Raw genomic sequence first — 23,622 nt, 5'->3', positions numbered from 1 at the left:
ACTCAATGTCCGCATCCGCAGAAGCCACCGTTCTGATCACCCATGAGGTCGGCCTGCATGCGCGCCCTTCGGTGAAATTCACCAAGCTCGCCAAGACGTTTTCGGCCGAAGTCGAAGTTGCGCTCGCCGCCAACGGTCCTTGGTTCGACGCCAAGAGCATCGTCAAGGTGATGGCGGCCAAGGCGCCGAAAGGCACGGTGCTGCATATCAGAGCCAAGGGCGACGGTGCCGGCGAGGCGGTCGGCGCGCTCGTCGAACTGGTGCGGCGCGACTTCGACGAGGGCGTGGACCATGCCCGAACCGCTTAAGCTGCAGGGGATCCCGGCTTCGGCCGGCTATGCCGAAGGGCCGCTGTTCAACCTCGACCCGGTCGTCGCGCGCTATAAAGGTAAAGCGACCGCCGCTGACGAGAGGCTCGCGCTCGAAACGGCAATCGGCACAGCGACAGGCCGGCTTGCCAAGCTGATCCAGGCAACCGACGGCGATGCCGCCGACATTCTCGAATTCCAGCTCGCCATGCTGGAGGACGATGCGCTGACCGGCCCGGCCTTTGCCGCGATTGCCGCCGGCCAGCCGGCCGATGCGGCATGGCGGCAGGCGCTTGACGCCGAAATTGTCGGCTATGAAACGTCGGATCAGGATTATTTCCGGGCACGCGCCGCCGACATGCGCGACATCAGAGACCAGGTGCTTCGCGCGCTGACAGCGGGCAGCGCGGCTGCCGCGCCGACAGGCGCCATCTTCTACGGCGAGGACATTGCGCCGACGCGCTTTCTCGAAACCGACTGGAGCGCCGGCGGCGGCATTGCGCTGAAGGCGGGCAGTACCGCCAGCCACGTCGCCATGCTGGCGCGCTCGCGCGGCGTGCCTATGATCGTGGGGCTCGGTGCTTCGCCGGCCGATCTTGCCGGCGTCGCCCTGCTCGATGCCGAGCACGGCGGCATCGTGTTGAGGCCAACAAGGGCAGAGGTCGAGGCGTTCCGGCAATCGTCGTCGTCTTTCGCGGCACGTCGCGACAGGGCGGAAACTTTTTTGGCTCGGCCGGCGGTGACGAAAGCCGGCACTGCGGTGCGGGTGCAGGTCAACATCGCCGATCCGTCCGATGTCGACGGTATCGATGTCTCGACCTGCGATGGCGTCGGGCTGATGCGGACCGAGTTCCTGTTCGGCAAGACGCTGCCGGACGAGGAATCGCAGTATCGCGCCTACCGCAAGGTGCTCGAATGGGCCGGCGACAGACCGGTGACCATCCGCACCATCGACGCCGGCGGCGACAAGCCGGTGCCGGGATTCACCGTCGAGGAGGGTAATCCGTTTCTCGGCCTGCGCGGCATCAGGCTATCGCTGGCGAGACCGGAGGTTTTTCGGGTGCAGATCAGGGCGCTGCTGCGCGCCGCCTTGCATGGCAATCTCAAGGTGATGTTCCCGATGGTCGCCGTGTGGGACGAGTATCAGCGAGCAGCCGCGCTCTTCGCCGAAGAGCAGGCCGCGCTTGCCGCGCGCGGCGTCGCGCAAAAAATGCCGCCGCTCGGCATCATGGTCGAGGTGCCGTCGGTGGCGATCGCTCCTGAGGCGTTTGCCGAGGTCGCCTTCTTCTCGATCGGCTCGAACGACCTGACCCAGTATGTGATGGCGGCGGCGCGCGACAATGCCTCGGTCGCGCATCTCAATTCGATCAGGAACCCGGCCGTGCTTCGGCTGATCGCCTCGGTTGCGGCGTTCGGCCGCGCGCAAAAGATTCCGGTCAGCCTGTGCGGCGACGCCGGCGGCGATCCTGCGGCGATCCCGGCGCTGATTGAGGGCGGTCTGCGCGACCTTTCCGTGGTTCCCGCCCAGCTCGCAATGACCAAGGTGGCCATTGCGGACGTCTCGATCTAGGCACCGGCATGGCCGAAACCAAGAAGACGCCTGAAGCCGGTTCCGAAGAGGCGATCCGCGCCTATAAGACGATCCTGTCGCAGGTCCTCGACCAGCGCCCGTCCGGCATGCGCCAGCGCCTCGCCGACGCGTTGGGCAAGCATCGCAGCTTCGTCACCCAGATTTCCAGTCCGGCCTACTCGATCCCGATCCCGTCAAAACATTTGCCGGCTATTTTCGCCGTCTGCCATTTCAGCCCGGCCGAACGCGACCATTTTCTTGCCGCCTACCATCAGGCGCATCCGGGAAAAATGTCGCTGGCATCCGGCATGCGCAAGACGCGGCATGTTTCGCTGATCGTTCCCGATTTCGGCGACGACAAACAGAACGCGGCGCTCGACAGGGCGGTCAACGATTTCATCCAGAAGATCACCAGCATCGCCGGCAAGGGCGGGACATAGTCGCGCCACGTTCAGCTATTTCGGGAGAGACGGCCATGAAGAAGTTTCTGAATTCTGTGGACACGGTGCTGACCGAAAGCCTCGACGGCTTCGTTGCCGCCCATGCCGACATCCTTGTGCTTGGCGACGGGCATAAATTCGTGCGCCGCAGGACACTCAAGCCCGGCAAGGTAGCGCTGATTTCCGGGGGCGGCTCTGGCCACGAGCCGCTGCATGGCGGGCTGGTCGGGCATGGCATGCTGGATGCCGCCTGCCCCGGCCAGGTGTTCACCTCGCCGACGCCGGACCAGATGATGGCGGCCGCGGAGGCGGTCAACACCGGTGCCGGCTGCCTGTTCATCGTCAAGAACTACGAGGGCGACGTGATGAATTTCGACATGGCTGCTGAAATGTCGGAGGGTGTGATGCAAGTGGTGACCAATGACGACGTCGCGGTCGAGAACTCCTCCTACACCACTGGCCGACGCGGCGTTGCCGGCACGCTGGTGGTCGAGAAGATCCTCGGCGCCGCGGCCGAGCAAGGCATGGCGCTGAAGCCGTTGAAGGCGCTTGGCGAACGCATCAATGGCGCGACGCGCTCGATGGGCGTTGCGCTGACCAGTTGCACCGTACCGGCCGCCGGCAGGCCGACCTTCGATATCGGCGACGGCGAGATGGAATTCGGCGTCGGCATCCATGGCGAACCCGGGCGCCGCCGCGACGCGTTGAAGAGCGCCGACGCCATCGCCGAGGAGATCTGCGCGGCGATATCTGGCGATCTCGGTGACAGGGCAAAAGGCCCGGCGCTGCTTTTCGTCAACGGCTTCGGCGGCACGCCGCTGATGGAGCTCTACCTGATGTACAACAGCGCCCGGAAAATCTTCGAGAAAAACGGCGTGACGGTCGCCCGTTCACTGGTCGGGTCCTATGTGACATCGCTCGACATGGCCGGCTGCTCGATCACGCTGACCATGTTCGACGATGAGACGACCGCATTGTGGGACGCACCGGTGCATACGGCTGCGCTGCGCCGGGGGATGTAGCACGGCCAACACCGCGCCAGGGCTATAGCAACAGTATTAAGCAAGCAGGCGCTTTCTACGAGCTGGCCGGTTGCGGCGATAAAGCGGCGGTCACGTCCATTTCGACCAAAGCGAGGTCGCCAAGACGAATTTGCACGTGCTTGCAAAAACAGCATACGCTATTTCCAAGGACAGAAACATTCCTGGGAGAAAGCTGGATGGCGTCACGCTACCACGAGGTCTATGACGGCTGGAAACGCGATCCGGAAAAATTCTGGGCGGATGCGGCCAAGGCCATCGACTGGTTCTCGCCGTTCGAAACGGTCTTCGATGCGAATGCCGGCGTCTATGGGCGCTGGTTTGGCGGCGCCTCCTGCAACACCTGCTTCAACGCCGTCGACCGCCACGTGGCGGGTGGCCGCGCCGATCAGATCGCGCTGATCCATGACAGCGCGATTTTCGGCACGGTCAGGAAATTCACCTATGCCGAATTGAAACGCGAGGTGGTCGCGCTGACGTCAGTGCTGAAGAACCGCGGCGTCCAAAAAGGCGATCGGGTCATCATCTACATGCCGATGGTGGCGGAAGCTGCGTTTGCCATGCTTGCCTGCGCCCGTATCGGCGCCGTGCATTCGGTCGTCTTCGGCGGCTTTGCTTCGCACGAGCTCGCCACGCGCATCGACGACGCCAGACCGAAGCTGATCATTTCCGCCTCTTGCGGCCTGGAGCCCGGGCGCGTCGTCGCCTACAAGCCGCTGCTCGACAAGGCGATCGAGATGTCGCGGCACAAGCCCGAAGCCTGCCTCATCCTGCAGCGCGATCAGCTGCGCTGCGAGCTAGAGGAGAACCATGACATCGACTATGCCGACGCCGTCGCCCGCGAGCGGGCCGCGGGCGCCAATGTCGACTGCGTTCCGGTGCTCGCCACCGACCCGCTCTACATCATCTACACGTCCGGAACGACCGGCCAGCCCAAGGGCATCGTGCGCGACAATGGCGGCCACATGGTTGCGCTGAAATGGTCGATGGAGAACGAGTTCGGCGTCAAGCCGGGTGAGGTGTTCTGGGCGGCTTCCGACGTCGGCTGGGTGGTCGGCCATTCCTACATCGTCTACGGCCCGCTGCTGCATGGCTGCACGACCGTCCTGTTCGAGGGCAAGCCGGTCGGTACGCCCGACGCCGGCACCTACTGGCGGGTGATATCAGAGCATGGCGTGGTCGCGCTGTTCACCGCGCCGACCGCATTCCGCGCCATCAAGGGACAGGACCCCAAGGGCGAATTCGTCCCGAAATACGACCTGTCGAAATTCCGCACGCTGTTCCTCGCCGGCGAGCGCGCCGATCCGGAAACCATCAAATGGGCGGAGCAGAAATTGAACGTGCCGGTAATCGACCATTGGTGGCAGACCGAGACGGGCTCGCCGATGACGATCAACCCAGCCGGATTAGGGCTACTGCCGGTGAAATACGGCTCGCCCGGGGTGCCGATGCCCGGCTACGATATCCGTGTGCTCGACGATGCCGGCCACGAAGTGCCGCGCGGCACGTTGGGCAATGTCGTGGTCAAGCTGCCGCTGCCGGCCGGCTGCCTGCCGACGCTGTGGAATGCCGATGACCGGTTTCGCCAAGCCTATCTCGAGGAATTCCCCGGCTTCTACAAGACGGCGGATGCCGGCATGATGGACGAGGACGGCTATTTGTTCGTGATGGCCCGCACCGACGACATCATCAATGTCGCCGGCCACCGGCTGTCGACCGGCGCCATGGAGGAGGTGCTGGCCGCGCATCCGGACGTTGCCGAGTGCGCTGTCGTCGGCATCGCCGACGCTATGAAGGGCCAGGTTCCGCTCGGGTTCGTCGTGCTGAATGCCGGTGTCACGCGTGACAGCGGCACTATTGAGACCGAGGTGGTCACGCTGGTGCGCGAGCGGATCGGCCCGGTCGCCGCCTTCAAGACGGTGGTCACGATCAAGCGCCTGCCCAAGACGCGCTCCGGCAAAATCCTGCGCGGCACCATGCAGAAGATTGCCGACAAGGAAGACTGGACAATGCCAGCGACCATCGACGATCCGGTCATTCTCGACGAAATCACCGCGGCGCTGAAGGGACGCGGAATCGGGCTTTAGCTGCTTTCGGAGCGCGGCAGGCGGATCGCGGCTTCGGACGAATTCACAAATTCATCCTGCACTGCAATCGTCTGTTGTGCAATGCAGCAGTTGCCCTTAAACCTTTGCGTGGGGGGCCATTCCGAAGGCACGGCATGGCTCAGCAAAAAACAACATTCGGCGGCGTCGACATCCTGCGTTTTGTCGCCGCTGTCCTCGTGATGGTCTACCACTACGGCTTCTGGGTGTGGGCGTTCCCCGAGGGCGTTTCGGCGCGTGCGACGGGCGGCATCCCGCCGCATCCGGAAATAGGCGGACTGGTCCAATTCGGATGGGTCGGCGTCCAGATATTCTTCGTCATCAGCGGCTTCGTCATCGCCTTCAGCGCCGAGCATTCCACACCGCTGCGGTTTTTCGAGGCAAGGGTGAAACGATTGGCGCCGGCCGCCTGGATCAGCGCACCAGTCACCGCGATGGTGCTGCTTCTCGTCGATCTCAGTTGGCCGACGGACGCTGTCACCACGCTCATACGCACCGCCCTGTTCGTTCCGTTCAACCCCTGGGTCGACAGCGTCTACTGGACCCTTGGCATCGAGATCGCCTTTTACGCCGTCGTCTGGATCCTGCTGCGGCTCGGCCGCTTCGACCTGATGGAAGCGGTGGCAGTTGCGCTCGGCGCGATCAGCACGCTTTTCTGGTGCCTGTACTATCCATTCGACTGGACGGACCTTGCCGAGGCGCGCTGGCTCGACCTGCTCCTGGTGCATCACGGATGTTTTTTCGCGACAGGTGTGCTGTTCTGGCTGATGCGTTTCAAGGCAGTGACGCCCGCCCGCCTTGTCTTCTGCGCCTTGTTCCTGGCTGGCGGCGTGCTGCAGATCATAAGTGCTGTCGACGTCCGCAGCATCAAGGTCGAAGCCGCGATGCCCTACGGGCCGCCGATCGTCCTGTTCCTCGCTGCCATGGCGCTGATGGCGTGGTCGTTACGGCTCGACCTGTCCTGGCGCGGCTGGCGCCGGATCGGCCTGATGACCTACCCTCTCTATCTGATCCATAATGTCGTCGGCGCAGCCATTCTCGGCGCCTTGATGCGTGCGGGAGTGCCATACCTGCTTTCGGTGGTCATCGTCGGGGCAACCATGATCGCCGCGAGTTGGCTGATTGCGATCGAGGCCGAACCGCGCATCCGGCTTCTGCTCGACCACACCATCTTCCGCTACCGTCTCAAGGCGGCGTAACGCGCCAGCGTTGTCACGCCGGTTCCTGGCTGCAAACATCCTACGGTGGAATGTCCGGCACAAAGCAGGGTGCGAACGCTTTTGCGCGACCCGTCGCGGCTCGGCGACCTGATCAAGCGAGGAAATCGACCGGCACCCTAAGGAACGTCATTCGCCACCGACCCTACCGGCTCGTGCACAGGCTGCCTGTCATGGTCTGTTCGAGGGGCATTCGTCTTCGCTCACGACGGCCTCGGCCCGGTATCGGCCTGACGGCGCAAGACGACGATCTGCTCAATATCGGTCCTACAGACCGGCCTCAGCTGTTCACCTTCGTCCGCGCTTCCGACTTCTCCAGATAGTATGACGAATATCTGTCGAAGAATTTTTCCGAGCCGCCGATCGATCCATACTTCGCCAGCTTCTTCAAATCGACCTTGTTGAGGACGACGCCGACGATCTTGTTGGCGATATAGGATTCCGAACTCAATATGGATTGCACCATCGCACGCGGCGTGCGCCCCCACTCGGTCACGAGCACGAAGCCGTCGGCAAGCGGCGCAAAGGCCTTGGCATCAACCACGGGGCCGAGCGGCGGCAGATCGACGACGATGTACTGGAAGGTCTCCTTGGCATTGTCGATGAAACGCCGCATCCCGGCCGACGACAGAAGCTCGCTTGTGTGCGAGAAATGACCGCGCGGCACGGCGGGGACGATCGCCAGCTTGGTCTGCCGGTCGATCTTGCCGACGGACTGCCAGGTCTGCCCGCTCACCACCGCTTCCATCAGGCCTTGCTCGGCTTCCATGCCAAGGCTGCGGCTGAGGCCGGGGTTACGCAGGTCGCCGTCCACCAGCAGCGTTTTCGACCCGTTGGCGGCAAGCAATCCGGCCAGATTCGCCGCCACGGTCGACTTGCCCTCGCCGGGAAGGACCGAGATTACGCCGATGACCCGGCTGCCCTGCCCTTCCATCACCACGTCGAAGGCAATCTTGGCGCTGCGCAGCGTCTCGGAAAACATCGATGCCGGGGCGTCGATGCTCACCCGCATGCGCGCGCGTCTTTCAGCCGCCGACGCTGATTGGGCGGTTTTGATATCCGCCTGACCGTCATCGCGCTTGTCGTCCTTGGCGACCTTGCTGCCAATGATCGGCAGGTAGCCAAGGAATTTGAGGCCGACGCGATCGCGAACGTCTTCGCCGGTCCTGAAGAACCGCTCCCTGAACTCATTCAGGCCACCAACCCCGGCTCCCAACATCACGCCAAGCACGAGCGAAAGTCCCAGCACTATGGACGTGCGCGGGGTTGCCGCGGACTTCGGCAGCGTCGCGTCCGAGATGACGCGGATCTTGCCGACCGGGAAGGATTGCTGCTGGGAGGCTTCCTCGTAGCGGCCAAGGAACGTTTGATAGAGCGTCGAGAGCGCCGTTGCCTTCTGCTCCAGTTCGCGCAGCTTGACCTGCGACTGGTTGTCGATGGAACTCTTGCCAGCCGCTAACGCGACATTTGCACGGAGCGCCGTCTCGCGCGCGAGAGCGACTTCGTATTCGTTGCGGTAGCTTTCGGTCAATTGCTTCAGCTCGCCGAATATCTGCGCCGATATGTCGGCCCTTTCCTTGGCAAGTGCGACCGCCTGGGGATGCTCAGCCCCGAAATTGGCTTCGATATCCTGCTGCCGCTTGGCGACAGTGAGATAGCGGGTCTTGAGTGTTGAAATGATCGAGTTGCTCGGCTGGTCGGCGGATATCGCGGCGTCCCTGAATGCGTTGTCCGAACCGCTTTCGACGATCGACTTGTATTGCTGGTAGCGGGCGCTGGCGCGGGCGGTATCGGCCTGCGCCTCAATGAGCTGGCCATTGAGGTCCGACAGTTGCTTGTCACTGATCAACTGGCCGTCATCGACGGCCAGCCCATGTTCGGCCCTGAACTTCTCGACGGCGAGCGCCGCTGCCTGGGAACTTTCGCGAAGCTCCGTCAGCCGACCTTGCAGCCAGACCGCCGCCCGCTCGGTCGCATCGAAGCTCGCATCGAGCTGATCGGCGAGATAGGCGTCGGCATAGGCTTTGGTGACCGCGGTCGCAAGTGCGGGGTCCGTCGCCTGGTAGGCGATGGAGATCACATAGCTTCGACCGATGCGCTCGGCTTGCACCTCGTCCTGCAGTTTGAGGATTGCGTAATCGCGCCGTGACGAGGCAATCATCGCGTCACGCGTCGCCGGGTCAAGCTGAGTAACGTCGGCCGTACCCACGGCGGGATTGGGACGGAAATACCGGACCACGCCGCGCACAAAACCGGCAGCCTTCGACACGGCCGACGTCGGAGGGTCCATGAAAGCGTCGTTCTGATCGAGTTTCTGCTTGTCGACGACTACCGCCGCCAGTCTCGCCGAGTGGAGTATTTCGATCTGGCTCAGAATGGCGGAGTCGGTCTGCATGCTGACCGACGCCGCCGAGACCTCGTCGACGACCTTGTTCAACCCTTCGTCGATCAGCACACGGCTCGTCGCCATGTAGGTGGGAGGCGTGGTCTGCAAATAGAGCACGCCCAGAAAAAGACCGATGGCAGCGCATGCCGCAACCACCTTTGCCTGCCTTGCTGCCATGCCGAGCAGGCGCTCGACATCGATAAAATCGTCGGCGCTGACTGGGTCCGAACTCGGCAATGGTTTCCTCTTGTCGAGAGGAAAATTGGCATAATTCATCTTCGGTCCAATTCAAGTTTGCATCTAGAGCGGCGGTCTCTCAAGTCGAACGCGCCGCCGCTCTATTTTTGTTTGAGCCTCGGAAACCCTGTCTCCACTCGGGTCCGCTGCTCTCGTTTGCAGGCGCTAGAGCGGGAGCATCAGCATATGCCCAACGCAAGCTTCATGCCAGCCACCGCGAGACCTGGGCAGTCAAACATATCGGCATGCCTTGCGTCACCATTCATATGCTTGCTCCCAAAAAATGGGCTTTATGCGGCTTCCACCCGGCGCTCATGCAACCGGACGAACTCCTGAAGCATCTCGAAGATCGGTCCCTTCATGTCGTCGCGCGCCAGCGCGAAGGCGACATTGGCCTGGATGAACCCTTCCTTCGAGCCACAATCGAACATCCGGCCGTTGAAGGGCTGCGCGAAGAAAGCCTGGCTTTGCGCAAGGCGGACCATGGCGTCGGTCAGTTGGATCTCATTGCCGGCGCCGCGCTGCTGATTGCCGAGCAGCCCGAATATTTCAGGCTGCAGGATATAGCGGCCGTTGATGTAGTAGTTCGACGGCGCATTCGCCGGAGCCGGCTTTTCGACCATGGCGGTGACCTCGAAGCCCGAGCCGACATCGGCGCCGCAGCCGACGATGCCGTATTTGCTGGTCTCGGCCGGGTCGCAGCGCTCGACGGCGATGACGTTTCCGCCGGTCTGCGCATAGAGGTCCGCAATTTCAGCGAGACATCCGCGACCGCCGAAGGACACCATGTCCGGTAACAGCAATGCGAAGGGCTCATCGCCGATGACTTCCCGGGCGCACCATACCGCATGGCCGAGACCTTGCGGTGACTGCTGCCGGATGAAGCTCGTCGCACCAGCCACGGGAAGCAGGCTTTCCAACGCCTGAAGCTGCGCCGTCTTGCCGGTCTGCTCCAAAGTTCCGATCAATTCTGGATGCAGGTCGAAATAATCCTCGATGACCGCCTTGTTTCGGCCCGTCACGAAGACAATGTGCTCGATGCCGGCTTCGAACGCCTCGTCCACCGCATATTGCACGACAGGCCTGTCGACGACCGGCAGCATTTCCTTCGGCATCGACTTGGTCGCCGGCAGGAATCGCGTTCCAAGCCCCGCTACCGGTATGACTGCCTTCCTGACTTTCTTCATTGCATATTCCTTCTGAGGAGATCGACTTCAACCTGTCGCAGGTCGCGAAAACTATTTTTCAGCTGCCTGCACCCTTCACCTCCCCCGCACCCACGGCAAATTGCGCCGCCAACCTTCGCAGCCGAACGGCGATCGGCATGCCCATATGCCAAACCGCCGCCGGATCGCTGAGCGCCGTCCACACCGCCTTGAGTGGGGATCGCGCCTTGATGTGCTGGACCAGAGAAAGGAACGACGCCGCCTTGCGCAGGCTGCGCGTGCGCCTTGCGAAAGCGGCTGCGGCCTTTGCGTCCATCGAATGGGCTCTGGCGAAAACGAGGTCGGCCTTACGCATCGACTCGACGTGATGAAGTTCGAGCACGCGGGAAATGGAGCCGGTCCGGATATGGTAGACATAGCCGGTCGTCGGCTCGACCACGCACTTGCCGCCCTTGGCCAGAGCACTGGCCAGCAGGATGTAGTCCTCGCCGATGATCAGGCTTTCGTCATAGCGAAGCCCGTTTTCGTTCAGAAACCGGCGCTGGAAGATCGGTTTGAGATAGCCGAGATTGAACCTGGATTCGAAGACCACATTGCCGGCAATATAGTCCGCCAGCGAGATTTCACTCAAACCCTCGAGATAGTCGGCCGGGAACATCGTCTCTTCGGCAACACCGTCCTCGCGAACCACCTGGAGATTGTCGACTGCGATCGCGGCGCCCGCTTTCTCGGCGCGGTCAATCATGGTGCAGATCCGCCCGGGATAGACCGCGTCGTCGGAATCGAGGACCGCCACCCACCTGCCGCGGGCAAGCTCAAGGCCGACATTCCTGGCGCCGCCTGGACCGCGGTTTTGCTCAAGTGCGACGACGCGGACGATGTCTTCGGGGTAGGATCGCGCCAGATCGAGCGTCCGGTCGCGCGACTGGTCGTCGACGACGATCACCTCCACGCTGACATCGCGCTGGGCGATGGCGCTGGCGATCGCCCGCTCGATGGTCAGCTCCGAATTGTAGGCGGCAATGACAAAGGTGACGTCAGGCTGCACGCTTGCCCCCTTCCTGCGGCGAGGGCAGGCCGTATTGGCGGATTTCACGCACGCCGACAAGACCGCTCACGACGCCGACATGCATGATGCCGCGAAGCACGCTGCGGTTTCTGCGCACGGGACTGATGGCGACCGGGATTGCCGATGCGAAACAAAAAACCGCCTTTGCCGAGGCGAGGCCGACTTGCCTGACCAACGCGAGGCCATGCGCGTCGCGCCCCAGCAGGTGCCCATGCGTCTGCCCGACGCGGAACCGGCGGCGACGGAGCCAGTCGAAAGCCGCCCTGGCGCGCGGCACCACTTCATCGACCCAGGCCTGCGGCGAAAAGGCGATGCGACCGCCGGCCTTGACCATATGGTCGAAGAATTCGGTGTCCTCGCCACCGGTCTGACCACGCGCCAGGCTGAATCGCCGGCCGCGGAGGCTGTCGGCGCCCATCCTGAGCAGGACGTTGCAGGTGTAGCCGGTGCGGATCTCGCCGCCCACCCAAACGGGCAAGGTGGAGTGAAAATCGCCGCGGCGCATCCAGTTGGGCGCATCCGGCCGATAGCGCGCCCGCACTGGCCCGAGCACGGCGGCAGCGCCACTCAAGTCCGCCGTCGCAACCAGTTCGACAAGCCATCTCGAGGATGCGGTTTCGTCATCGTCGAGGAAGGCGACGAAATCCGCCGTGCTGGCGTCGAGGCAGGCATTGCGGGCGATTGAGATGTTGCGTGCCGGGCAATGACGATAGCTGATCGGCAGCTTCAGCGTCTCCGCCAGCGTTGCCACCAGCAGTTCGGCCGTTGGCCCGTCATCATTGTCGGCGACGATGACGCGGATGTCGAATCCCGAAGGCACGTCCAGGGCGGCTACCGAGCGAAGCGTGTCGGCAAGCTCCGGCCGCCTAAACGTGCAGACGCAGATGTCGACGCTGCGGTTTTTTTCGGCCACATCCATCACGCCACCCTTCTACGTTGCAATCGCGGTCCAAGCAGTTGCAGCCAGAAACCGACGGACCAGCCGAAATGCATGACCATTGCCGAAATCCCGGCAAGGGCGCTGTCCGGATTGCGCTGGCTGATCGCAATCCACACGCCATAACCGAGACAAACCGACGCCCACACCAGAATCGGCATGACTGCCAGCCAATGCACGAAGAAAAAGGCAGAGAGCAGGACGACAGGGAACACCAGGAGCGGCACCATCTGCCGGACCTTCGGTATCATGCGGTGCTTGAGAACGTTCTTTGCCCGGCCGCGGCCATAGCCGAGATACTGGAAATAGAGGCCAGCGAGCGACGAGCGCGGGTAATAGATCATTTGCGTCTTGCCGCTCATCCAGATCCGGTAGCCGGCCTTGCGCAGCCGGTAGTCGAGCTCCGCATCCTCGTTGTGGCTGAACGTCTCGTCATAGCCGTCCACCGCCTTGAACGCCGAAATCCGCATCAGCGCATGGTGACCGTGGTCGACCCACTCTCCCGCCGAGAGATGCCGGTGCTTGGAGCCGCCCGTGCCGAGCTTGGAATTCTGTGCAGCCGCAACCGCGTTCTGCACTGTGCCGCTGCCGCTGGTCAGCATCGAGACGACGACCGAATCGGCGCCGGTGGCCAGCGCCTCTTCGATTAGTCGGTCGCAATAATCCGGTGGGTAGCCGCCATGCGCATCGATGCGAATGAAATATTCAGCCCCATCGCCGTACCTGGCGATGGCGAGATTGATCGCCGCGCTCTGGAGGCGCTTTTCATTGTCAAGAAGGATGATCCTCGGATCCTTCCCGGCGATCTCTTCGACGATCGCCCTGGTGCCGTCCGTGCTACCGCCATCGGCAACGATGATCCGGGCGCCGAGCCTTTCGGCGGCCGGTCGAAGCTCGTGAACAAGCGCACCGATGTGAGCCGCTTCGTTCAGGCACGGAATCACGATCAGGTTGGACGGAAGAATTTTGGTCTGCATCATCGGCCCATGTCCATCCATAACCATCCTAAGCCAGTGCCTTGGCAGCATATGAATCGGGCACGGCCGTCAACCCGCGAAGCTTTTCGACAAGCGCCCGGCAATCGCTGCGATCGTGGCTCCAGGTTCGCGGATTGCGGGCAAGAACACGCGCCCGCAATTTCCCGAAACGATGCTCCTCCAATTCGCCCAAGGCGGCTTCGAGTGCCTCGGGCGTGGCTTGAGGCAAAAGGACACCGATTCCCTGCTGGTCGAGGAACCGGCCGGTTTCGGTGTGGCCCATCGAGATCGGCACGGCGCCGAAGCGGCAGCCCTCGTAGAGGCGGTTGGGCAGCAGCCATTCGGAATTCAGCCCCTGCTCGAAAAAATCGATGGCCCAGGAAAAATGGACCTCACGGTAGATCGTAGCCATATCCTCGGGATTCCGGTAGGGGCCGCCAAACGCGAGCCAGGGCTCAGATTCAACGAAACTGTGAAAATCCGGAAATTCGGAAAGCGCCGGACGGCCTCTGAGGATGATTTCGAAGCGGCCCTCGAGCCGTCGGGAAAATTCGGCCAGAAGCTCCAGGGAGCGGCGGCATCGGAGTGCGCCGAACCAGCCGATCCGCCAAGGTGGAGGGATGGGGCCCTCCGCCGCTATGCGATCATCCAGCGAAACCGCGGCAAGCTCGAAATATTTGTTTTCGAGCAGTTCGACCGGCGCAGCAATCTGCCCGAATGGCTTGAAATAATTGGCGATGAAGGCCGGCGAACTGGTGACCAGGAGCTTTACATCCCTGGCCAGATAGCGTTCCGCGCCGCGCATGGCCCTGCCCAGAAGGTCGTCGCGAAGCATCAGACGATGGATGTCGAGACACTCATAGACGATCGGCACCGTTGCCTGGAACGCCGATCTGGCACGCCGGGCAAGCGCCAGCATTTCCAGATTGCGTGCGACGATAAGGTCGGGTCTTGGCATCGACCCTAGTTTCGAACCGATCGAGACCGCTGCCTTTGTGACTGCTGCCAGACGCTGGGCGAATCGGCCGTCGCGCGTCGCGCCAAGATCGATCGGCCGCAAGCCCTCGACATCGGCGATCGGGCTTACAGTCCGACGGAAGCCCGCCAGTGTGACCTGGGCGCCGCCTGCCTTGAGCATTATGATCCGCCGGCGCACTGCCGGGTCGGAGACGTCGTGTACCAAGTACAAGACATGCAGCATGAAAAACTCGACCGCTGTTGGCCCACCCGAAAGAATCCTAGTACAGCTCGTGCTGCATCGCAACATTTTTGTACAGCTCGTGCTGCATCGCAACATTTTTGGTGCAGCGTAGCAGGGATCGACGTTTTTGTGTCGACGTTTTTTGTTGCGCTGCAAAATTATTGCCGTAGTTTGATGGCAGCATCGGGCATGGGTCGGGACTCCGGGACCGGCACGAAATCAGGGACCCTGAATTTGCAAGCCAATGCATTCGACCCGCCAGAGGGCTCTCTCCGCAGATCGGTCGGACGCGGCGCTATCATTACGGCTTTGGCGCAATCGGTGCGGGTTGCGACGCAGATCGTCTCCGTCATCGTGCTGTCGCGCTTGCTCTCGCCGCAGGACTTCGGCGTCGTGGCGATGTGCGCGCCCGTGCTGGCTTTCATCGCGCTGTTCCAGGATTTCGGCCTGACCCAGGCGACGGTTCAGAAAAGCGATATCAAGCATGAAGAGGTCAATTACCTCTTCTGGGTCAATGTCGCGGTTAGCGCATTGCTCGCCTGCGTGCTTGCCGGCGCGGCGCCTCTGGTCGCCGCCTTCTATGGCGAACCGCGGGTGTCTGGTCTGGTGGCAGCACTCGGGCTGCAGATCATAGCCTATGGGCTGGGCGCCCAGCATCTGGCGCTGTTGACACGCCGAATGCAGTTCGCCCGTTTGGCCATCATCGACGTCGCAAGTGCCATTGCCGGCCTTGCCGTATCGATTGCCTGGACTTTCATCGACCGTTCCTACTGGGCGCTTTTTGCCGGCACCCTGACAGCAGCCGTACTGCCCACGCTTTGCTACTGGGCAAACTCGCGATGGCGCCCCAGCCTGCCGCGCAAGGTCAACGGCATTAGCGAGCTGATCAATTTCGGCGCCGGCATCACCGGGTTCAACTTCGCCAACTTCTTTGCCCGAAATCTCGACAATGTGCTCATCGGAAAATACTGGGGCGAAGCGCAGCTTGGACTCTATGACCGCGCCTACAAGCTGCTTCTGTTTCCGTTGAGCCAGATCACCAATCCGCTGTCGAAGGTCATGGTGCCGGCTCTTTCCAGGCTGAAGGACGAGCCGGATCGCTACCGCAGTGCTTATCTTCGCGTCATGCCGCTGATATTGCTGGTCGCACTTCCGGGTGTCGCCTTCGCCATCGCCATGGCCGACGTGCTGATACCGTTCGTGCTCGGCGAGCAGTGGCGGCAGAGTTCCAGCATCTTCCTGGCGCTCGGTTTTGCCGGTCTGCTGCAGCCGCTCAACAACCCGGCGGGATGGCTTTTCATCAGCCAGGGCCGCTCGGGCGATTTCATGCGCTGGGGCATCATAACAGCCTTGACGTCGGTGCTGGCCTTCCTGATCGGCCTGCCCTATGGCGCGCTGGGCGTGGCGATCGCCTATGCGGTCAGCGAGTATCTCAGAACGCCTTTTCTGTGGCTGTATATCGGAAAGACCGGGCCGCTGCGGGCAAGCCATATGCTTCGCGCGGCAACGCCCTTCGTGCTTGGCGCGCATCTGGCGCTTGCCGCGATCTGGTTCGCCAAGCCGTTGCTGCCGCAACAGCACATCTTCGCGATGGCGAGCGCGGTGGCGCTGTCCTACATGATCACGGTCATGACCGCGCTGGCGTTTGCTTCCGGCCGCGAGGCGTTGCGGGAGGCCCTAAAACTGCTGCCGGCACGGGCGCCTAAGGCAGCGCCAAGCGAGGCAAAGTAACTTGCACGGACATCCATACGAGGACCAGGTCTGATCCCATGCACTACCGATCGATCTCCGACATGAATGACGCGATTGTCAGGAACCTTCACCGGTTGCCGCGCGACATCGACCTGGTGGTCGGGGTCCCGCGAAGCGGCATTCTCGCCGCCACCCTGCTCAGCCTGACGGCGAACATTCCGATGACCGACCTGGACAGTTTCCTGGCCGGAAAGATCTATTCTTCGGGCGTCACCAAACGCCGCGCCGCGCTCGACCGACAAGCGACCGATATGCGCAAGGTCCTGGTGATCGACGACAGCGTCAGCGGCGGCGCTGCCATGAGAGAGGCGCGCAGCCGGGTAGAGGCCGCCGGCATCAAGGCGGACTTCACCTTTGCCGCGGTGTTCGGCCTGCTACCCCAACACGAGGAAACCGACATCGTCCTCGAGGTCGTGCCGCATCCAAGGATGTTCCAATGGAACTTCATGCACCACAAATTCCTCGCGCAAAGCTGCGTCGACATTGACGGCGTGCTTTGCTTGGACCCGACCGAAGCAGAAAACGACGACGGCCCCGCCTATGAGAAATTCCTGGGCGAAGCGCTGCCTCTGTTTGGCCCGACTCGCAAGATCGGCTGGCTCGTCACCAGCCGGCTTGAGAAATACCGCGCGCTTACCGAAGCATGGCTGGCAAAGCACGGCATAGAATACGACAAGCTGATCATGCTTGACCTGCCGAGCAAGGCAGAACGGCAACGGCTTGGCGTGCATGGCAGTTTCAAGGCCGATTTTTACCGCAAATCCGATGCCATCCTGTTCATCGAAAGCGAGCACCAGCAGGCCCTCAAGATCGCCGAGCTTTCCGGCAAGCCGGTGCTGTGCGTGGAAACGCATCTGGTAATTTATCCCGACACGCTGTCACTTCCGGCACTTGGACAGGCGGCGCGCAACCTTCCGGGCAGGTTGCGGCAGATCAGTTCGTCTGACGGGCGCAAGACGGCAATCAAGACCGTCGCGCGCACGCTGCTTGGCGAACGCGGTTACGAGACGCTCAAAAGCCGGGTCAAACGACCGGCTTGAACCTGGTTCGGGACTTAAAGCGCTTAAAGCGCGTCACGCGACGCGCGTTTTTGCGCGACATGCGTTAGGCGGCTTGCCGCGAAGGCTGTCGTGTCGCCCTCTCGAGCATCGAGAAGAAGGTCGCGAACTGACCCGCCGGATCGAGTTCCGGGCGCTCGGAGAATGCACGCGCCGCCGCTGAGAGCCGCCCATATTCCTGGCTGTCGGTCCACAGACGCCTGACCACTGCCACCCAGTCGGCGAGTGGGGCATCGTAATCCAGCACCACGCCACCGGAGCCGATCGCTTCGGGCAGGCCGCCACGACGTGAGCCGACGACTGGAATGCCGCTGCAATGGGCTTCCGACGCCACCCGGCCCCAGGCCTCTTCCCATTTGCTGGGAGCCAGCAGGATTTTCGTGCGGCCGTAGACCGTCTTCATGTCGTTGGTCCGGCTCTCCAGCGAAACGTTGCCGAGCGGCGCGATCGTCTGCTCGATCCGGGCTCGATGATCGTCATCGAGCTTCCAGCTTTCGACGAACAGGAATGGGATTTCGGAGCAGGCGGCGGCGATGCGCACCGCAAGCTCGAAGCCTTTTTCCTCATAGGGGTTGATCAGCGTGACAAACGCACCCGTCGTCGGCGTGCTGTAGAGTGCGGGATTGATGGTCGGCGGTATAATCGTCGAATCGATATCGAATTTTGCCTTGTAGGAGCGCGCCGTGAACTCGGAATTGGCGATGTAAAGCGCCGAATGCAGCTCGCGCAGATCGCCGCCCAATTCATGAAACTCGACATTCCTCAGATACACGACCAGCGGTACGCCTTCGGCCTGCAGCGCCTTGCCGATCGGAACCGACTTGTGGCACTGGACCACGGCGACGTCCGGCCTCAGCTTTTCGACGGCAAAACCCGCCGCCTCCCAGGGAAACCAAGCCCGCACGACCGGATAACCCGGATAGCTGTCGATGACCGCGCGCTGCCTCAGAAGCTTCATCTTGGCGCGCGCCTTGTAGCCGAAGACGCCCTGGCCGAACAGGGCGGCGAGCACCGACGCCTCATGTCCGCGCTCGATTAGTTGCTCGGCAAGATGATGAGTGCTGGACTGGACACCGCCGCTGAACTGGGGCGTGTAACCGTTACCGCCTGCAAAAAGCACTTTCATGGTTTCGGCTCCTTGTCGCATTCTCAAGTTTTCTGGCAATGACGCACGGCTTATTTACGGACGCTGGCTTGCGACCCGCTTCAAGCATCCTGCTGCGTCTCTAAATTGGCGAACGGATTGGTGCATGGCTGCCATCCAGTGAACCGGACCGGGTCGGCTGGCGAACTGCGCCGGGCGTAGTCGGTCAGCATATGGAACTCGGCAATGACCCAGCGGTCGAAATGTCTCAGATCCTCTTTTTTCCGTTCGGGCAGAAACCGGCGGGCGGCGCCCAATTTCAGCGCCTCAAGCAGAGTGACAGCATCGCCCAGCTTTGTGTTCGGAAAGATCCAGGGGTTCCGCTTCTGAAATTCCAGGACGAACTGCTGCAAATGCTCGATGCGCATGTTCAGCCTGCCGAAATATCTTTCGAGCGTGACACGCACCAGGTCCTCGTCCGAAAGCGAGGAAACAGTGGCGTAGGCGATGCCGGTCGAAGCAACTCCGCCAGCCATGATGGCCAGTGCCGCGCGTCGCGAAACCTTGGTCATCCGGCCATTTCCCTTCCAGCTATCCGGCTCGCCGCCCGCAGGGAGAGGGCTGCCGCCGTCAGGCTCGGGTTGGCGCAGGAGCAGCTTGGATATGTGCTCGAGCCGACGACAACCAGGTTCCTGAGCCGATGGTGGATCATGTCCCGATCGACGACCGAATCCCCCGGGCTGACGCCCATCCTCAACGTGCCCTGGACATGCGACTCAGTGCGCCGGATGCCGCGATCGAAGATCTCTTCGACCGGCAGCGGCGCCAGAAGCGCCGCCAATTTCTCCTTTGCCCGCGCCATGCCCTTGACGGCATAGTCGGATGCTCCCGCGAAACTGACGAAGGCGTTTTCATCCTCGTCGAGAATCACGAGATTTTCCGGGTCGAGCAGGTCTTCGGTAACAATGATGAGGGGAAGCGTCTGACGGACACGTCCCTTTTCGGGGCGCATCCCGTGCTGCCAGCGGTTTTCGAAATAGACCAGCGCCGCCGCATGGTCTGATCTGTGAGCGCCGTCATAAAGGCCGAAATTCAAGCCCGTGGTGATGGTGCTTCCGTCGAAATTGTCGACACCGTCGAGATAGGCTTCGAAATTCCATCCGTAGGATTCGTGCAGGCCGCGCCCGACGAATTCGCCCGACAGGCCGGACCGCAACATGACCGCCGGGCTCTGGATGGCATTGGCACCCAGTATGAAAAGATCGCCGCTGACCGAATATTCCTTGCCCTCATGCACGAAAGCGACCGAACGGACCGAACCGCCGACATGGTCGAGCCGGCGCACTTCTGCGCCAAGGCAGACCGAAACGTCGGGATGCTCGAAGACGTGCATCAGGCCATTGTTGGCGGTGAATTTGGCATCGACCGGGCATAATCCGCACCGCAAGTTGGCGCAGCACGAAGACCGCTGCGCGGTCGGCACGCGCGCCCGGGCTGTCGGCATGACAAAATGCTGGTCCGGCTGCGCCGCTTTCATCATCCGGTCCGGCGTCGACATGTGATGCGGTGGCTGGGGAAATGGCCTGGAACGCGGCATCATCGCCGCCATGTCGGGATCGCCTGAAATCGACATGACGTCCTCAGCATCGCAGTAGAACGGCTCAAGCTCGTCATAGCTGATCGGCCAATCGTTACCGACGCCGTAGAGGCTTTTCAGCCTGAAGTCGTTCGGATGAAAGCGCGGCGTCTGCGCGAACCAGCAATTCGTTCCGCCACCCAATCCGATGGTATAGTTCCACGGCTTGTCAGAGTTGGTCTTGTAGGTGGTCTGGTCCTCGATCTCGGTGTTGACGTTCTGCTCGAGCTGCCATTCATGCGTGTTGTGCCGGCCCCATTCCAGAACCAGAATGCGTGCCTTTCGCTGCTTGGCGAACGCATGCAGGAAGAAGGCCGAACCGAAACCGGAACCGACAGCGACAAGATCGAAATGCTCGTTGGCGATCTGTTCCGGCCTGATGCCGAGCACCATCAGAGAAGACCCCTTGTTGACACGAGCGCGTTCATCGAAGCCTTCGCGACTATCCTTGATGTGCTAGCCGGCCGGCATGTCCCGCATGGTCTCACGCCGCCATCCTGCCGATCGAGTGATATTCGATGCCGTAGCGAGCGATGACCTTGGGGTCGTAGAGGTTTCGGCCGTCGAAGATGATCGGCGTGATCAGCGCATCCTTGACCGCGTCGAACGAGGGTGCCTGAAAATTCTTCCACTCGGTGGCGATCATAAGCGCATCGGCGCCACGCAGTGCTGCCTCCTTGGTCCCGCACAAGAGCAGATCCTCGCGCAGTCCGTAGATGGCCTGGCATTCCTGCATCGCCTCGGGATCGTAAGCCTGCACTTTGGCGCCGGCCATCCAGAGCGCTTCCATGAGAACCCGAGCCGGCGCCTCGCGCATATCGTCGGTATTGGGCTTGAAGGCCAGGCCCCACAGCGCAAAAGTCTTGCCCTTCAGACTGCCCTTGAAATAGCGGTTCACCTTATCGAACAGGACCGATTTCTGATCGTTGTTGCGTTCCTCGACGGCGCGCAGCAGCTTGGCATCGAATTTGACGCCTTCGGCGGTCTTGATCAGGGCGCGCACATCCTTGGGGAAGCACGAGCCGCCATAACCGAGGCCCGGATAGATGAAGTGGTAGCCGATGCGCGGATCGCTGCCGATGCCCTTGCGGACCTCCTCGATGTCGGCGCCGAGTTCCTCGGCCAAATTGGCCATTTCGTTCATGAAGCTGATCTTGGTCGCCAGCATACAATTGGCCGCGTATTTGGTGAACTCGGCGCTGCGCACATCCATCACGATCATCTTCTCGTGGTTGCGGTTGAATGGAGCGTAAAGCTCACGCATCACCGCCTCAGTGTCCTCGCTGCCGGTGCCGACGATAATGCGGTCGGGCTTCATGCAGTCGGCCACCGCAGAGCCTTCCTTGAGGAATTCCGGATTGGAGGCGACGTCGAAAGTAAGATCCTCGCGGCCCCGCGCCTTCAGCGTCGCGGCGATCCTGGCCTTTATCTTTTCGCAGGTGCCGACCGGAACGGTCGACTTGCCGACGACGATCTTGGGCGAGGCCATCTCCCGGCCGATGGCCTCGGCAACGGCCAGCACATATTTGAGGTCGGCCGAACCATCCTCGCCCGGAGGCGTGCCGACAGCGATCATCTGGATCTGGCCATGCTTGACGGCGGCCGCGGCGTCGGTGGTGAACTTGATGCGGCCGGCCGCATGGTTCTCCTTGACGAGGTTTTCGAGCCCGGGCTCGAAAATCGGGATGAGGCCCTGATTGAGCCGCTCCACCTTTTTCACGTCAATGTCGACGCATACTACCTGATGGCCGACTTCGGCAAGCACCGCCGCCTGCACCAGACCGACATAGCCGATTCCAAAGACCGTCAAATTCATGTGATTTCATTCCTGTTCAAGGCTTCGGAGCGCTTTCGGCCCGGCCGGTTCAGATTGGTCTTTACTTAATGCTGCATGCCAGCGATTCCGGAAACTGGCATGGCTGGCCGAGCGCCGTGAATGCGACGCGATCCACTTGCAAGGTAAGCTTGCGACCCGGATCCGAAAACGGCCCCAACCATTCCTTCATCCTGTCGCTGCCCCAGAGGCTAAAAAATATCTTTTGCGCATGGCTGGGCAGCTTTGCCGGATCGGTGATCGTGTTCACCAGCTCGCCATTGACGTACCAGCGCAGCCGGTCCTTCTCCCAGACGAAGGCGTAATCGTTAAAAGCCTTGTCGGTGCCGCCAGCTACATCCACCACTTTCTCGTTATTGCCCTTGCCGGCGATGTAGGCGTTGACCTGCACTTTGGAGGTGTCCTTGGTCAGCACCTCGAAGTCGATTTCATCCCACGGCTGCTTATCGGTGGGGCCGATGTAGGTGAAGAAGGAGGCGTTGATGCCAGAGCCCGAATCGGTTTTCATCCGCGCCTCATAGGTGCCATAGCCGAAGCGCTGCTTGGATTGGACCTCGCCGCAGGCAAAGTCGCGATCCTTCACTTTCTGCTTTTCGAAACCGAGCGTCAGCATGCCATTGGAAAGCTTGACCTGTCTTTTGGACCAGATGCAGTTCTGATACTTGCCGTTCGCCCAGCCGTCGGCAATGTACCAACGCGCCCGGTCGAAGCTGGTGAAATCATCGACGAACGATGGCGCAGTCGGGATGTCCTGCGAACGGGAAGGGGTCGGACCCGCAACCAGGCTGCCGAGTGCGACCAGCAGAAACGCACCGCCCGAACATAGCTGCCTCAGTTTCCCTTGCCTCATCAAATGCGTGAACGGCCGGTCGCCGGTTGCTGGGGTGGACGTGCTTTTCGAATCCGCGTTCATACCAAACTCACCTTGTGCTGCGCGCCCCCCCAACCCAAAGTCGATGTTCAAAACCATGACGAAACGAGCTGACCTTGACCTTCTGCCGGTAGCTTCCCCGGTTGCTTGGTTGTTGCCCAGTGGCGCCACCGAGGATCTTTGAAATTTCACCCCGCGCCGGCGGCCGGGTTGGCGAAATCAGCCTTGATGGTCGAGCTAGGCTGGGCGCTTTCGTCGAAGATAGCATCCAGCGAATGCCGGAGACCCTTCATCAATTCGTTCTGGCGGGCGAGCGCCGCGATGCGCCGCTCGTAATTCAGGATCGACTTCGTCAGTTCGCTGACCTCGGAGGATCTGCTGGAGGAGGCCGCGCCATTTTCCATCGCCTCGACCAGGAAGGCTGCGTTGGTGGCCTTCGTGCGGTAGCGATTCTCAAGCCCGTTTTTCTCCGCCTCGATCTCGGCTGCGATCTGGTCAAGCAGCTTTGCCAGGCGGTCAAGGCGCGAGATATCGGTCTGCCTGTCTCGAGCCGGATCCCTTGATCTGAAGCCAAATATCGAGGCCATGCGCTCAGTTTCCTGTCATAACCGGCCTAAGCTATCCCTTGTGCCCGGCCGGGCCAAAAAAATTCTTGTCGCATCGTCCAGCTCTGACAGGCGGACGTTTTCGGCCGATTCAAACAGCCAATCAAAATTGCTGCATCGCAACATACA

General features: G+C 61.7%; 20 protein-coding genes. 8 read left to right on the top strand and 12 right to left on the bottom strand.

Features of this window, described 5'->3' with window-relative positions:
• Positions 1-5: 5 nt before the first annotated feature.
• The 6 genes from AC0L15_RS26385 (at position 6) to AC0L15_RS26360 (ending at position 6,662) form a co-directional block, all read left to right on the top strand.
• Positions 6-308: an HPr family phosphocarrier protein gene (locus tag AC0L15_RS26385; RefSeq protein ID WP_023796727.1), complete on the top strand. Its 303-nt coding sequence runs from the start codon at positions 6-8 to the stop codon at positions 306-308.
• The gene (ptsP, locus tag AC0L15_RS26380; RefSeq protein WP_473497592.1) at positions 292-1,878 is read left to right on the top strand and encodes a phosphoenolpyruvate--protein phosphotransferase; all 1,587 of its coding nucleotides are present in this window, start codon (positions 292-294) and stop codon (positions 1,876-1,878) included. Before AC0L15_RS26385 ends, ptsP begins: the two co-directional genes overlap by 17 nt.
• An 8-nt stretch (positions 1,879-1,886) precedes the next feature.
• Entirely contained in the window at positions 1,887-2,318 is a 432-nt protein-coding gene (locus AC0L15_RS26375) for a hypothetical protein (protein WP_023796729.1), read from the top strand.
• Positions 2,319-2,353: 35 nt separating this feature from the next.
• Entirely contained in the window at positions 2,354-3,340 is a 987-nt protein-coding gene (gene dhaK, locus AC0L15_RS26370; protein ID WP_287246634.1) for a dihydroxyacetone kinase subunit DhaK, read from the top strand.
• Between the two features lie 197 nt (positions 3,341-3,537).
• Entirely contained in the window at positions 3,538-5,445 is a 1,908-nt protein-coding gene (locus tag AC0L15_RS26365; protein ID WP_287246635.1) for a propionyl-CoA synthetase, read from the top strand.
• Positions 5,446-5,579: 134 nt separating this feature from the next.
• A complete protein-coding gene (locus AC0L15_RS26360; protein WP_473497589.1) occupies positions 5,580-6,662 on the top strand; it encodes an acyltransferase family protein in 1,083 nt (360 codons plus the stop codon).
• A 298-nt stretch (positions 6,663-6,960) separates the two neighbouring features.
• On the opposite strand, the gene AC0L15_RS26355 is transcribed toward AC0L15_RS26360, so the two are convergent.
• From AC0L15_RS26355 to AC0L15_RS26330, 6 genes are all read right to left on the bottom strand, one after another.
• Entirely contained in the window at positions 6,961-9,342 is a 2,382-nt protein-coding gene (locus AC0L15_RS26355) for a polysaccharide biosynthesis tyrosine autokinase (RefSeq protein ID WP_287246636.1), read from the bottom strand.
• A 251-nt stretch (positions 9,343-9,593) separates the two neighbouring features.
• Positions 9,594-10,490: a UTP--glucose-1-phosphate uridylyltransferase gene (locus AC0L15_RS26350; RefSeq protein ID WP_128168340.1), complete on the bottom strand. Its 897-nt coding sequence runs from the start codon at positions 10,488-10,490 to the stop codon at positions 9,594-9,596.
• A gap of 58 nt (positions 10,491-10,548) precedes the next feature.
• Positions 10,549-11,517: a glycosyltransferase family 2 protein gene (locus AC0L15_RS26345; RefSeq protein ID WP_091592817.1), complete on the bottom strand. Its 969-nt coding sequence runs from the start codon at positions 11,515-11,517 to the stop codon at positions 10,549-10,551.
• On the bottom strand, positions 11,507-12,457 hold the full coding sequence (locus tag AC0L15_RS26340) for a glycosyltransferase family 2 protein (RefSeq protein ID WP_287246637.1): 951 nt from the start codon (positions 12,455-12,457) through the stop codon (positions 11,507-11,509). Before AC0L15_RS26340 ends, AC0L15_RS26345 begins: the two co-directional genes overlap by 11 nt.
• Positions 12,457-13,455 (bottom strand): glycosyltransferase family 2 protein, encoded by a 999-nt coding sequence (locus AC0L15_RS26335; protein ID WP_287246638.1) that lies wholly within the window; start codon positions 13,453-13,455, stop codon positions 12,457-12,459. The genes AC0L15_RS26340 and AC0L15_RS26335 overlap by 1 nt, the downstream gene beginning before the upstream one ends.
• Positions 13,456-13,480: 25 nt before the next feature.
• Positions 13,481-14,653 carry a glycosyltransferase family protein gene (locus AC0L15_RS26330; RefSeq protein WP_128168342.1) on the bottom strand — a complete coding sequence of 391 codons (1,173 nt, stop codon included), beginning with the start codon at positions 14,651-14,653 and terminating at the stop codon, positions 13,481-13,483.
• Positions 14,654-14,887: 234 nt separating this feature from the next.
• Here AC0L15_RS26330 and AC0L15_RS26325 point away from each other — a divergent pair, with 234 nt between their 5' ends.
• Together AC0L15_RS26325 and AC0L15_RS26320 are read left to right on the top strand one after the other, a co-directional pair.
• A complete protein-coding gene (locus AC0L15_RS26325) occupies positions 14,888-16,384 on the top strand; it encodes a lipopolysaccharide biosynthesis protein (RefSeq protein WP_473497586.1) in 1,497 nt (498 codons plus the stop codon).
• 38 nt (positions 16,385-16,422) lie between these two features.
• Positions 16,423-17,445 carry a phosphoribosyltransferase family protein gene (locus AC0L15_RS26320; RefSeq protein WP_287246640.1) on the top strand — a complete coding sequence of 341 codons (1,023 nt, stop codon included), beginning with the start codon at positions 16,423-16,425 and terminating at the stop codon, positions 17,443-17,445.
• Between the two features lie 64 nt (positions 17,446-17,509).
• Here the strand turns inward: AC0L15_RS26320 and AC0L15_RS26315 are convergent, their stop codons facing one another.
• The 6 genes from AC0L15_RS26315 to AC0L15_RS26290 all read right to left on the bottom strand — a co-directional run bounded on the left by AC0L15_RS26315 (position 17,510) and on the right by AC0L15_RS26290 (position 23,475).
• On the bottom strand, positions 17,510-18,589 hold the full coding sequence (locus AC0L15_RS26315) for a glycosyltransferase (RefSeq protein ID WP_287246641.1): 1,080 nt from the start codon (positions 18,587-18,589) through the stop codon (positions 17,510-17,512).
• An 80-nt stretch (positions 18,590-18,669) separates the two neighbouring features.
• Positions 18,670-19,119 (bottom strand): hypothetical protein, encoded by a 450-nt coding sequence (locus AC0L15_RS26310; protein WP_473497585.1) that lies wholly within the window; start codon positions 19,117-19,119, stop codon positions 18,670-18,672.
• Complete coding sequence (locus AC0L15_RS26305; protein ID WP_287246643.1) at positions 19,116-20,576, bottom strand: GMC oxidoreductase; 1,461 nt, start codon at positions 20,574-20,576, stop codon at positions 19,116-19,118. The genes AC0L15_RS26310 and AC0L15_RS26305 overlap by 4 nt, the downstream gene beginning before the upstream one ends.
• 91 nt (positions 20,577-20,667) lie before the next feature.
• Entirely contained in the window at positions 20,668-21,999 is a 1,332-nt protein-coding gene (locus AC0L15_RS26300) for a UDP-glucose dehydrogenase family protein (RefSeq protein ID WP_287246644.1), read from the bottom strand.
• Between the two features lie 61 nt (positions 22,000-22,060).
• A complete protein-coding gene (exoK, locus tag AC0L15_RS26295; RefSeq protein ID WP_287246645.1) occupies positions 22,061-22,930 on the bottom strand; it encodes an endo-1,3-1,4-beta-glycanase ExoK in 870 nt (289 codons plus the stop codon).
• A 146-nt stretch (positions 22,931-23,076) separates the two neighbouring features.
• Positions 23,077-23,475, bottom strand: a complete 399-nt coding sequence (locus AC0L15_RS26290; RefSeq protein ID WP_473497582.1) for a hypothetical protein — start codon at positions 23,473-23,475, stop codon at positions 23,077-23,079.
• Positions 23,476-23,622 lie beyond the last annotated feature (147 nt).

This window comes from Mesorhizobium sp. WSM4846 (assembly GCF_055811415.1).
This window is presented reverse-complemented; position numbering and strand designations above follow the sequence as displayed.

What these genes read in the sequence shown, in the direction of transcription:
- AC0L15_RS26320 (WP_287246640.1), top strand. Translation starts at nt 16,423, where the DNA reads ATGCACTACCGATCGATCTCCGACATGAATGACGCGATTGTCAGGAAC.
- AC0L15_RS26355 (WP_287246636.1), bottom strand. Translation starts at nt 9,342, where the DNA reads ATGAATTATGCCAATTTTCCTCTCGACAAGAGGAAACCATTGCCGAGT.
- AC0L15_RS26375 (WP_023796729.1), top strand. Translation starts at nt 1,887, where the DNA reads ATGGCCGAAACCAAGAAGACGCCTGAAGCCGGTTCCGAAGAGGCGATC.
- AC0L15_RS26315 (WP_287246641.1), bottom strand. Translation starts at nt 18,589, where the DNA reads ATGAAAGTGCTTTTTGCAGGCGGTAACGGTTACACGCCCCAGTTCAGC.
- ptsP (WP_473497592.1), top strand. Translation starts at nt 292, where the DNA reads ATGCCCGAACCGCTTAAGCTGCAGGGGATCCCGGCTTCGGCCGGCTAT.
- AC0L15_RS26300 (WP_287246644.1), bottom strand. Translation starts at nt 21,999, where the DNA reads ATGAATTTGACGGTCTTTGGAATCGGCTATGTCGGTCTGGTGCAGGCG.
- AC0L15_RS26290 (WP_473497582.1), bottom strand. Translation starts at nt 23,475, where the DNA reads ATGGCCTCGATATTTGGCTTCAGATCAAGGGATCCGGCTCGAGACAGG.
- AC0L15_RS26385 (WP_023796727.1), top strand. Translation starts at nt 6, where the DNA reads ATGTCCGCATCCGCAGAAGCCACCGTTCTGATCACCCATGAGGTCGGC.
- AC0L15_RS26365 (WP_287246635.1), top strand. Translation starts at nt 3,538, where the DNA reads ATGGCGTCACGCTACCACGAGGTCTATGACGGCTGGAAACGCGATCCG.
- AC0L15_RS26360 (WP_473497589.1), top strand. Translation starts at nt 5,580, where the DNA reads ATGGCTCAGCAAAAAACAACATTCGGCGGCGTCGACATCCTGCGTTTT.
- AC0L15_RS26330 (WP_128168342.1), bottom strand. Translation starts at nt 14,653, where the DNA reads ATGCTGCATGTCTTGTACTTGGTACACGACGTCTCCGACCCGGCAGTG.
- AC0L15_RS26335 (WP_287246638.1), bottom strand. Translation starts at nt 13,455, where the DNA reads ATGATGCAGACCAAAATTCTTCCGTCCAACCTGATCGTGATTCCGTGC.
- AC0L15_RS26305 (WP_287246643.1), bottom strand. Translation starts at nt 20,576, where the DNA reads ATGGTGCTCGGCATCAGGCCGGAACAGATCGCCAACGAGCATTTCGAT.
- dhaK (WP_287246634.1), top strand. Translation starts at nt 2,354, where the DNA reads ATGAAGAAGTTTCTGAATTCTGTGGACACGGTGCTGACCGAAAGCCTC.
- exoK (WP_287246645.1), bottom strand. Translation starts at nt 22,930, where the DNA reads ATGAACGCGGATTCGAAAAGCACGTCCACCCCAGCAACCGGCGACCGG.
- AC0L15_RS26310 (WP_473497585.1), bottom strand. Translation starts at nt 19,119, where the DNA reads ATGACCAAGGTTTCGCGACGCGCGGCACTGGCCATCATGGCTGGCGGA.
- AC0L15_RS26350 (WP_128168340.1), bottom strand. Translation starts at nt 10,490, where the DNA reads ATGAAGAAAGTCAGGAAGGCAGTCATACCGGTAGCGGGGCTTGGAACG.
- AC0L15_RS26340 (WP_287246637.1), bottom strand. Translation starts at nt 12,457, where the DNA reads ATGGATGTGGCCGAAAAAAACCGCAGCGTCGACATCTGCGTCTGCACG.